Source organism: Vibrio sp. B4-6 (assembly GCF_963888245.1).
In the GTDB taxonomy this organism is placed as follows: domain Bacteria; phylum Pseudomonadota; class Gammaproteobacteria; order Enterobacterales; family Vibrionaceae; genus Vibrio; species Vibrio anguillarum.
Map to the genome: position 1 here is coordinate 50,254 of NZ_CAWPIM010000067.1, position 10,857 is coordinate 61,110.

The 10,857-nt window shown below is 44.3% G+C and carries 7 protein-coding genes; 3 read left to right on the top strand and 4 right to left on the bottom strand.

Features of this window, described 5'->3' with window-relative positions:
- Positions 1 to 64: 64 nt before the first annotated feature.
- From AACV20_RS15635 to AACV20_RS15645, 3 genes are all read left to right on the top strand, one after another.
- The gene (locus tag AACV20_RS15635; protein WP_306685499.1) at positions 65 to 1,003 is read left to right on the top strand and encodes a DUF3943 domain-containing protein; all 939 of its coding nucleotides are present in this window, start codon (positions 65 to 67) and stop codon (positions 1,001 to 1,003) included.
- 202 nt (positions 1,004 to 1,205) lie between these two features.
- Positions 1,206 to 1,718 carry a glycine cleavage system protein R gene (locus tag AACV20_RS15640; protein WP_013857004.1) on the top strand — a complete coding sequence of 171 codons (513 nt, stop codon included), beginning with the start codon at positions 1,206 to 1,208 and terminating at the stop codon, positions 1,716 to 1,718.
- Between the two features lie 359 nt (positions 1,719 to 2,077).
- The gene (locus AACV20_RS15645; RefSeq protein ID WP_170907608.1) at positions 2,078 to 3,688 is read left to right on the top strand and encodes a methyl-accepting chemotaxis protein; all 1,611 of its coding nucleotides are present in this window, start codon (positions 2,078 to 2,080) and stop codon (positions 3,686 to 3,688) included.
- 54 nt (positions 3,689 to 3,742) lie between these two features.
- Here AACV20_RS15645 and nspC read toward each other — a convergent pair whose 3' ends face one another.
- From nspC to nhaA, 4 genes are all read right to left on the bottom strand, one after another.
- Positions 3,743 to 4,876, bottom strand: coding sequence for a carboxynorspermidine decarboxylase (gene nspC, locus AACV20_RS15650; protein ID WP_017046172.1), 1,134 nt, complete (start codon positions 4,874 to 4,876; stop codon positions 3,743 to 3,745).
- 64 nt (positions 4,877 to 4,940) lie between these two features.
- Positions 4,941 to 6,185 (bottom strand): carboxynorspermidine synthase, encoded by a 1,245-nt coding sequence (locus AACV20_RS15655; protein ID WP_017044304.1) that lies wholly within the window; start codon positions 6,183 to 6,185, stop codon positions 4,941 to 4,943.
- 16 nt (positions 6,186 to 6,201) lie between these two features.
- The gene (locus AACV20_RS15660; RefSeq protein ID WP_170907609.1) at positions 6,202 to 9,090 is read right to left on the bottom strand and encodes a pyridoxal phosphate-dependent class III aminotransferase; all 2,889 of its coding nucleotides are present in this window, start codon (positions 9,088 to 9,090) and stop codon (positions 6,202 to 6,204) included.
- A gap of 545 nt (positions 9,091 to 9,635) precedes the next feature.
- Entirely contained in the window at positions 9,636 to 10,781 is a 1,146-nt protein-coding gene (nhaA, locus tag AACV20_RS15665) for a Na+/H+ antiporter NhaA (RefSeq protein WP_170907637.1), read from the bottom strand.
- Positions 10,782 to 10,857 lie beyond the last annotated feature (76 nt).

Below are 10,857 nucleotides of genomic sequence, written 5' to 3' on the forward strand. Positions count from 1 at the left end.
TTCTCATAAGTTTCCTTATTTACATAATTTGCTGTTTTCATCACCGCCGCTTTAATGGATAATTGTGATTCTGATCATTAAAAACAAAACTTTGGAGCCCTCCGTGTCAAAGAAAAGCATCATACCATTGATGTTATCGTTTTCGGCTTGTGCTAGTGCCACTGCATACGATTTCAACCAACACATTGAGTTTTCCTATACGGTCGACTGCAATCAAATTTCTTGTTTTAATAACGATCCGAATATTTACCAATCGAACTCTCCATTTTTAGCAAGCTTAGCAGAGTCGCAACCGCTAAACCTTGAAGAGCCCGCGCTGCCTAAATATCTTACCGTGCAAGATACAAAAGACTGGGACTATCTCAAAGGCCAAACCTATACCATCTTAGGATTAAGCGTAGCAACCGTTGGTTTAATGACATTTTTGCCTGCATCCATTACCAAATGGGATGAAGAGGATCGCAGCATAAGCGGCATAGGCAGTAAATGGAAAGATAACGTATCATCCGGCCCCACTTGGGATAGAGATGAGCATTATCTCAACTACATTATGCACCCCTACTTTGGCGGCGTTTACTACACAGCCGCAAGACATGCTGGATTTAATGAGTTTGAATCTTTTCTTTACTCCGGTGTTATGTCGACTTTCTTTTGGGAATATGGCGTAGAATCGTTTGCCGAGATACCGTCATGGCAAGACTTATTTATTACGCCCTTTTTTGGTGCGGTTGTCGGTGAGCTGATGTTTGAAGCGGAACAAGATATTGTTACCACAGGTGGTGAAGTGTTGGGTTCATCGACTCTGGGTGATGTCACACTTTTCTTCCTCAACCCTGTTGGACATATCCATGGCTGGGTATCAAATGCTTGGGGAGGCGATGCCGAAGTAGAATTTAATGGCACGCCTTGGTTTGGCAACCAAGATGCCGCAAAGTTTGCTTTGGACTCAGGCGCTAGCTATGATTCGCAATTTTATGGCCTTAACCTCAAAGTCAGTTTCTAAAAAACAGGGCTAAACACAAGGCCAATGCCTAAAGCCAAGGCTATTTTTGTGGCCCAAGTATGAATACTGACAAGCAAGAGACTGCGTAAATGTAAAAAATTGACTCTCATCAAGTCTTATCTAAGATAGGCCTCTACACTGAAGTGAAAGGAATTCAAGATCAACGATTTATCTTTCGTTAGCTTGCTATGGGAGGCCTATTATGAACAGTACTTTTATCGTCAATTTCGTCGGCAGTGCAACACCAGCCACAATTAAACATCTTGCCGCTATCACTCATGAAAATGGTGGAAAATGGTTAATAAGTAAAGTGAACTTTATTGAAAACCAAGTAGCTGCCGTCATTAAAATAGAGTTACCGACCTCAAATGCCGTTATCGTTCAACAAGCATTTAGAGAACAACCCGATCTTCTGGTGCAGATTGTTGATTCTGACGTACATCAACACGAAAAAGAAACGATTTACCAACTGCGGATTGATGCAAACGACCGTGCAGGCATCGTCAACGAAATCACCCACCTTCTTGATAATCAAGGTATCAATATTTTAGATATGGATTGCCAACGCGTTTTTATTGCGGGTGGCGGTGGTGTCAGCTCAAGTTTATTTACCGCCAACCTAGCCATCAAGCTCCCAGCTGCGATACAAATTGAAGACGTAGCCGATGAGCTTGAAGCGCTCAGTGAAGATACGCGCGTGATATTAGAAGTGTAATCTCGTTTACGACCCCGAAAAAAGGAAGCTGATGCTTCCTTTTTTATCGATCTCACTATCTATTAAGTAAGATTAAAGTTGTGATTCAGTTAACAAAATCAACTAATTGCATTCGCGAAATGACGACCATATTCCAATATTAGAGAGCGGGTAACCATAATTAATCTAAGCCTGCAAATCCTAGATGCCGAATAACTTGAAGACGCCGTCAGATGGATAAACGGATGATTACTAATGAGTATTAACAAACCTTGTGACTCTGGCAATCAAACGTAACCAACATCACGGTAACCTCAAGTACAACAGGTAAACCAATATGCCCAGCAATAAGGTTGGGTTGTTTTAATGGTGGTAACGTCATGTTGAAGCTTGAAAATATTAAGGTCAGCTACAAGCTGACCGCTATTATCGCGGTTGCAATTGTTGGCTTATTGAGCTTACTGTTCATTGCAACTAGCGCGCTGAGAAGTAACTTAGTCGTAGAGCGTGAAGCGAGGTTGAACGCAGTTATCGATACTCTCCTCTCACAAATCTCACACCTTCAGAAAACACTCCCCGAAGACGAAGCTAAATCACAGGCGAAGATACTCATCAACAACACACGTTTTGACAGCAACAACTATCTTTTTGCTATCGATGAGTCTCGTTACACCATTGCCCATCCGATTCGCACTGATTTGGTTGGCAAACAGATGGGAAGCCCAGGAAAAGATACACAAGGCGAGTTTTGGTTCACTATGGTTGAACTTGGCAAAAATGGTCAACAAGGCACGTTGACATATCCTTGGCAGACTAACAGTGGAACACCCGCAGAGAAATTATCGGCAGTCCACGGGTTTGCGCCGTGGCATTGGATTATCGGCTCAGGCATGCTCATCAATGACATTGAAGAGGCGATCAACAAACAGATCCTCAAGATGGGAGGAGCGACATTGGCAGTTGTGTTTGTGATGGCAACGCTTGGGGTGGTCATCAGCCGAGCCATCATTATGCCGTTAGAGTCAATTAAAGAAGTCATGAAAAAAGTGGCAAGCGGCGATTTAACCGCACGGGTCCCCGTAATGGGAGAAGATGAGATTGGCATTGTGGCATGTCGTATCAATGACAGTGTAAGCGCAGTGCGTTTAGCATTAATCGAGTCGGTCACCTCAGCAAACCTGCTTGCAGAGGCCGCCATTCGCATCGCTTCTTCTGCGGAAGAAACTAGCCAAGCGGTGACCAGTCAACGTGACCAATTAAGTCAGCTCGCAACCGCGATGAATGAAATGAGTGCGACAGTTGCCGATGTTGCAAGCCATGCAGAAGAGACAGCAAGAGACACATTGGATGCCAGCAAAGAAGCCGGCTTAGGCGATAAAGACGTACATTCCAGTGTGGACAGCATTAAAGCGCTCTCAAAAGAGCTGGAAGTGGCTACTGAGCAAGTGCACAAACTCAAAGAAGGCGTGATGCAAATCAGTGAAGTTACCACAGTGATCAGCGGCATTTCTGAACAAACCAATTTACTTGCACTAAATGCAGCGATTGAAGCCGCACGTGCTGGAGAACAAGGTAGAGGATTCGCAGTGGTCGCCGACGAGGTCAGAAATTTAGCTAGCCGTACCCATCATTCCACTGACCAAATCCAAACCACCATTAACCGCTTACAGCAACTGGCCGTTAGTACATCAAACGCGATGCAAAAAAGCCAAGATCTCGCTTATAACAGTGTGGAGCGGGCAGAAAATGCAGGCAGCGATCTTTCCTTGATCGTCAGTCATATTCAGCATGTGAGTGATAAAGCAATTCAAATCGCCACTGCGGCAGAAGAACAAAGTGCAGTGGCCGAAGAAATGAACCGTAACGTCAGTGGCATTAACGATTCAGCATTGGAGATGTCACAATCGGCAAACTATTTGGCAGAAGAGAGTGAAACCTTGGCCGCTCTTTCACGCCAATTAGACGAAAGAATGAAAAGCTTTAAACTCTAAGGTGTGATTTTACAAAAATAGGCCTCACCCACTGTATGGTGAGGCCTATTGTCATCAGTTTACCGACCATTGAGATAATGAACGTTTAAAGTCTTCATAGCCAAATTCATTCAGTTTCTGAAGCTCTCCTGTACTGCGTTGACAATACACGGAAGGCATTTTAAGGCCATTAAACCAATTCAATTTCACCATGGTATAGCCCGCGCTATCCATGATATGCAACCGCTGACCAATCGATAATGGCTGTTCAAATGAAGCCACACAAAATTGATCACCCGCTAAGCAAGAACACGAGCCAATGACATACTCATGTTCACCGTTCGCACTCGCTTCTAAGATAGCCGCTGGCTCTTTGTAAATCAGTGTGTCTAAACGATGCGCTTCAGTTGCCGAATCAACAATCGCTGTTTTCATGCCATTTTCAACGATATCGACGACAGTCACCACTAAATCAGCCGTTTTCGTGATGATCGCCTCACCCGGTTCAAGATAAAGCTGAACCTGATGCTTTTCTGAAAAGGCCTTAAGCGCTAATGCTAATTTTTCTAGCGGATAACCAGGCCAAGTGAAGAACACACCACCGCCTAGGCTGACCCAATCTAACTTATCCAGATATTGACCAAAACGCTCAGAGATCGAATCTAATAACGCAATGAACGCATCAGCATCTTTGTTCTCACAGTTCATATGGAACATCACGCCATTGATAGTATCGAACACTGAGTTATCAATATGGTCTGTTTGAACACCTAAACGAGAAAACTGACGTGCGGGATTGGCAAGATCTTGCCCAGCGTAACTCACGCCGGGGTTTAAACGTAAACCCAATGACGCCTTGCCTTCAACTAAATGACGGTAAGCGGCCAACTGGGATTGCGAATTAAAAATCATTTTGTCGCAAATATCGGCCACTTCTTTAACATCAGCTTCACTGTAGCCAACGCTATAGGCATGTGTTTCACCACCAAACGTTTCGTAACCTAATTTTACTTCAAATGGGCCACTGCTGGTGGTGCCATCTAAGTAAGGTTTGATGATGTCAAACACTCCCCAAGTAGAGAAGCATTTTAAAGCTAAGACGAGTTTGACGCCCGACATCTCTTTGAGCTGCTTCGCGATTTCTAGGTTCGCGATCAACTGTGATTCATCAATCATAAAATATGGCGTTTGGAGTTCGCTTTTTTGCATCTATTTATCACTCTCAAATTGAAGAAAGCCGACACATCTGCATCGGCTTAACTATCGAAAACTCTTATTTTAGAATTTTAATCTCTGGTTGCCCGATATCGAGCTCTTGAACATGCCAATCCAAACCTAATTTCGGCATCGTTTCTAAAAACAGATCAGGGTCAAGCTGCTCTAAGTTAAACACGCCCGCTTGTGCCCAATGCCCTTGGAAATACTGCAATGCCGCAGTAATGGCAGGAACGCCCGTGGTGTAAGCGATGGCTTGGTGCTCTACATCATGGTATGCCACTTCATGGTCTGCATTATTGTAGATAAAGACACTGCGCTGTTTACCATCCTTCCAACCTTGCACCCAAGTACCAATACAAGTCAGGCCTTTGTAGCCAGGAGCCAAAGAGGTTGGGTCTGGCAGCATTGCTTTAAGCACTTGAAGTGGTTGAACCACAGTACCATCTTGCAGCGTCAATGGGTTTGGACTCAATAAACCAATATCACGCATACAATTGAAATAGTTGAGATAACGATCGCCAAAACCCATCCAAAATTCAATACGTTTGGCCGGAATAAACTCTTTCATCGAACGCACTTCATCGTGCGACATGGAGTACACCTTGTGCTGGCCGCACTGAGGAAAATCAAATTCTAGCATTCGTGAATGGCAAGGAACACGCTGCCACTGCCCTTCTTCCCAATAGAAAGAGTCACCTTGAATCTCTAACATATTGGTTTCTGGATCAAAGTTAGTCGCAAATTTTTTGCCGTGATCGCCTGCATTAATGTCCATCACATCAATACTGTCGATTTCGTCAAAGAGGTGTTTCACCGCATACGCGGCAAACACACTAACCACGCCCGGATCAAAACCAGCACCGAGAATAGCGGTAATGCCTGCTTGCTTAAATTTTTCACGAAATGCCCATTGAGGATCATACGCTTCAGGCACTTGTTGACCTTCAGAGCAAAGGTCAACAGCAACCGATGTATCTAGATAGGAAACCTTGGCTTGATAACATGCTTCCATGATTGGCACGTTTACCCAAGGAGGGCCAGCGTTGATCACAAGATCAGGCTGGACTTCTTTAATTAATGCAACTAACGAGGCTACGTCATCCGCCTTGACGGTGCGTGCCTCAAGTTTTTTAGTTGGATCTTTAAGGTTATTTTTTCCTTTGATCGATTCAATGATCTTCTCGCACTTTTCAAGAGTACGAGAAGCAAGAACAATATCACCGAGTATGTCGTTGTTTTGGGCCGCCTTATGTGCGACAACCCAGCCAACGCCTCCCGCGCCAATTTGTAAAATAGACATGGTTGTTTGTATTCCTTTATGCCTTGGCTAGCTCAGAGGCTAGTACTTCAATATTATTAAGTAATGCTTTGAAATCTGACAGTTGTAAGCATGGGTTTAAAATGGTGAATTTAAGCGCTGTTTTGCCATCCACAATCGTCTCGCCCAACACCGCGACACCACGTGTCAATGCTTCTAAACGCAACGCTTTGTTCAACTCGTCAAAATCTACCGCTTGTTTATCCACGGAACGGAATAACACGGTGGAGAGAGCAGGCTCAGCCAAGAGTTCAAAAGCATCGTGATGCTGAACTAAATCTGCCACTTGCAGTGTTTGTTCTAGCAGATGATCGTACATTTCACCCAAAGCCTTAGGGCCTACGTTTTGCATTGTCATAAACACTTTCAATGCATCAAAACGCTTGGTCGTAGAAATAGATTTATCCACCAAGTTTGGCAGTTCATCATGTTCACGGTTAAGGTAATCCGCATGATGCAGTAGATACTTGAAGTGACTTTTATCTTTGAGCAACACCGCGCCACAACTGATCGTTTGGAAGAACAATTTATGGAAGTCGACGCTGACCGAGTGCGCACGCTCAACGCCCTGCAAACGTGCTTTATGGCTACTTAGAACCAATGCGCCGCCGTATGCTCCATCCACATGCATCCATAGATCATGTTGCTGTGCTACATCCGCGATCGTCGACAGATCATCAATCGCACCGTGATCCGTTGTGCCTGCCGTTCCAACAATAGCAAAAGGAATAAGACCTTCCGCTTTCGCTTGTGCAACAACCGCTTCCAGTTTGGTGACATCCATTGTGCCGTTTGGATTCGCATCAACCGCCAAAATGGCTTTCTCGCCCAACCCCATCCAAGAGGCCGATTTTTGCACGGTGAAATGCGATTTTTTCGAGCACACAATACGCAGCTTATCGGCATACTCAGGTAAGCCCAGCTTTTGAATAGAATGACCACTTAATTTATCGGCAATCCAGTCACGAGCTAACATTAAACCCATTTGGTTACTTTGCGTGCCACCACTGGTGAAAATACCATCCGACTGAGCGCCGAGTTCGTATTTCTCACACATCCAATCAATCACTTTCTGTTCAACATAGGTAGCAGAAGACGATTGATCCCATGAGTCCATAGACTGGTTTAATGCACCAATCATCGCTTCAGCCACTACTGATGGCATCAAGGGTGGCGTGTGCAGGTGAGCAATACAATCTGGGTGTTGAACGATAATGGAATTTTTGGCTACCAGATCTGCCATTTCAGAGATCACATCCTTCAATGGCGCATTTTTGTTATCCAAATCTACTGCGTAAATCGCTTCTTCAAGCTGCTTTGGATCCAAACCTGAATAAGGCGCTTTGGCTTGTTCAAAAACAGCTTTCATCGCAGAAGTGGCATGGTTCATCACATCGGCAAATTCATTGCTGCCCATTTCACCGGTTTGGATAAAATGCTTCTTCCAGGCTTGATTTTCTGGCTCTGGATCTTTCTCGCCGCCACCTGCGGCTAAAATCGCCGCTTCAAGAGTGCGCAGAGCAAAATCGATCTGCTCGAATGAGATGATAATCGGTGGTAAGAAACGAATAACGGATCCTTCACGGCCACCTTTTTCAACCATCAACCCACGCTCAAGTGCTGCGCGTTGGATAGCGAGTGTTAATTGACCATCGGCCATTGGCTCGCCAAATTTGTTCATTTCACCGTTTGGTTTACGAATCTCGACGCCGAGCATCAAACCTTTGCCACGAACTTCCGCAATACAATTCACGCGGCGTTGAATCGCTTCAAGACCTTGGCGTAGGTACTGACCCGCGACATTAGCGTGTTCAACGAGGTTATCACGTAAAATAATTTCTAACGCTTTCGCACCAGAAACCATGGCCAATTGGTTACCACGGAACGTGCCTGTGTGCTCACCCGGTTTCCAAGTATCGATCTCTTTCTTGAACACAAGAATAGACATTGGTAGACCACCACCAATGGCTTTAGATAAGCAAAGAATATCAGGACAAATACCAGACTCTTCAAATGCAAAGCGGTAACCCGATTTACCCACGCCACACTGAATTTCATCGAAAATTAATAAAATACCGTGTTCATCGCAGATACGGCGTAGTTCACGCAACCAGAATGCTGGAGCGGGAATGACGCCTCCTTCACCTTGAACAGGTTCAACAATAATGGCCGCCGGTTTCATGATACCAGCTTCGTCATCGTTCAGCAGACGTTCGATGTAGCGAATGCTCGCTTTGGCACCTTCATCGCCCCCTAAACCAAACGGGCAGCGCAAGTTGTATGGGAATGGCATAAAATGCACATCCGACATTAATCCTGTGCGACGAGCTTTAGTATTCAGGTTGCCCATCATGCCCATCGTTCCGTTGGTCATGCCGTGGTAAGCACCGCGAAACGCAAACATGGTGTTACGACCCGTTGTCTGCTTCACCAGCTTGATAGCCGCTTCAACGGCATCCGCACCAGAAGGTCCACAAAATTGAATCGCGGAATTTTTTGCAAACTCTTCAGGCAAAAATGCTTTTACTTGCTTGATGAATTTGTCTTTAGCGTGCGTTGTCATATCCAATGTCTGATATGGCAGACCTGAATCTAACTGCTCTTTCAGTGCTTGATTGATCTCAGGATGGTTATACCCAAGCGCCAACGTTCCCGCGCCCGCTAAGCAGTCGAGGAAAATTTGTCCGCGCGTATCTTCTACTAACGCACCATAAGCTTGCTTGATGGCAATCGGTAGACGGCGTGGGTATGAACGAACTTCAGATTCATGCTCAATTTGATCGAGTAGAATTTGGTCCGGTGTGAGATCATAAATACCTTCAACAACAGGTACCTGAGATGAAAAAATGTTTGCGATAGTGTTATCGACTTCAAAGGCTGTGCTCATTTCCCTTCCCCTTGAATGTGAAAATTTCCGCCTATTTCCTTGGTTTGGTTTGAATATAAGGAAATATGACATAGCAATAAGCTCCGTATTAGCCAAAAGGCAAAAACGGAAATTGGTTCATCGTCTTCGATGAAAGATTACTAAATCAGAGAATCAAGGTTCGGTGATAGAACTGTCTTCAAGCACAGGGCATAGAGGAAGTACAAAGCTGATTAACGTCAGTGTGTTAAGTGATGATGAGTTCAATGTTGGGTTTCCCATTCACATGCAGCTCCCGCTGCAAGAGTATCCCGTCTATCAACAAAAGGACTTGCTGATACCTACCCTACGTAATGTCACAATCAGCCTGAATGGTCATTACGCGTGTCCCCCAGAAGCTACTGTCCGAGATTGGTGCGAAAAATATCAAAAAATAATTACGCTGGCAATAATTTTCAATAAATCGATAAAAACTTAAATTTTCTATTGATTAAGAATATTGATAAATCAAATGGTTAGTTTATAAAATGAATCAGCCCTCGTATTACGGAGGGCTGATTATATTCTTATGCGTTTTTTGGCAAAGATAAATGAAGCAATATATAGCCTACAATCGCGGCAGTGGTTGAGCCCATTAATATACCGAGCCTTGCAAACGTATCAAATTCAGCATTGGTCGGTCCAAAAGCCAATGACGAGATAAAAATCGACATTGTAAAGCCAATACCACATAGCACTGACACGGCAAAAATATGCTTGAAATTGATCCCCTCAGGCAATTTAGCAACACCGAGTTTCACCGCAGCCCAACTGAAGGTAAAAATACCCAATGGCTTACCAATAAATAGGCCAAGAGCCACGCCCAAAGGCAACATTGACGTGAGGCTAGATACGGAGATCCCTTCCAGTGAAATCCCGGCATTGGCAAATGCGAACAATGGCAGAATACCAAAAGCGACATACGGGTGTAGCGCATGCTCAAGATGCTTTAACGGAGAATATTCGCCTTTATCACCTTTCAGCGGAATAGCAAAACCAATCACTACACCAGCCAAGGTTGCATGAACACCAGATTTAAGTACGGCAAACCATAAAATCGCACCGACAATTAAGTAAAGGCTGATTTTGGTAACATGCTTGTTGTTTAGTATAAAAAGCACACCAGTCATTAAGAAACCGACGGTTAACGCAATGGTAGAAAGATCACCGCTATAAAATAGCGCAATAATGACCACAACCCCTAAGTCATCAATAATCGCAAGCGCCAGCAAGAACACTTTTAAGCTGATCGGAACACGTTTACCCAATAGCGCCATAATACCTAGCGCAAACGCAATATCAGTGGCCGCTGGGATCGCCCAACCTTGAATCGCTTGTGCATCACCAGCCGTAAACAGCACGTAAATTAATGCTGGAGCAAGCATGCCGCCGACGGCAGCAATGGCTGGAAAAATAGCCGTTTCTTTGGATTTAAGAGCACCTTCCAACAATTCACGTTTGACTTCTAAACCAATCAACAAAAAGAATACGGCCATTAAGCCATCATTGATCCAATGCGACACTGACATTCCAAACACGTAGGAATGTAAAAAAGATTGGTAAACATCATTTAGCGGTGAGTTAGCAATCATCATTGCAATTGCAGCAGCAATAACCAGCAAAATACCACCTGCTGATTCCATCTTGAAAAAGTCGCGAATCACATCACTCATGATATCGTCCTTATAGTTATGCATGTTAATAAACCATTAACAAATGAATATGACAGAGTTTATACAGTAGCTGATA

Bases quoted from the DNA above. Each gene is read 5' to 3' on its own strand.
- AACV20_RS15640 (WP_013857004.1), top strand. From the start codon at position 1,206: ATGAACAGTACTTTTATCGTCAATTTCGTCGGCAGTGCAACACCAGCC.
- AACV20_RS15645 (WP_170907608.1), top strand. From the start codon at position 2,078: ATGTTGAAGCTTGAAAATATTAAGGTCAGCTACAAGCTGACCGCTATT.
- nspC (WP_017046172.1), bottom strand. From the start codon at position 4,876: ATGCAAAAAAGCGAACTCCAAACGCCATATTTTATGATTGATGAATCA.
- AACV20_RS15655 (WP_017044304.1), bottom strand. From the start codon at position 6,185: ATGTCTATTTTACAAATTGGCGCGGGAGGCGTTGGCTGGGTTGTCGCA.
- AACV20_RS15660 (WP_170907609.1), bottom strand. From the start codon at position 9,090: ATGAGCACAGCCTTTGAAGTCGATAACACTATCGCAAACATTTTTTCA.
- nhaA (WP_170907637.1), bottom strand. From the start codon at position 10,781: ATGAGTGATGTGATTCGCGACTTTTTCAAGATGGAATCAGCAGGTGGT.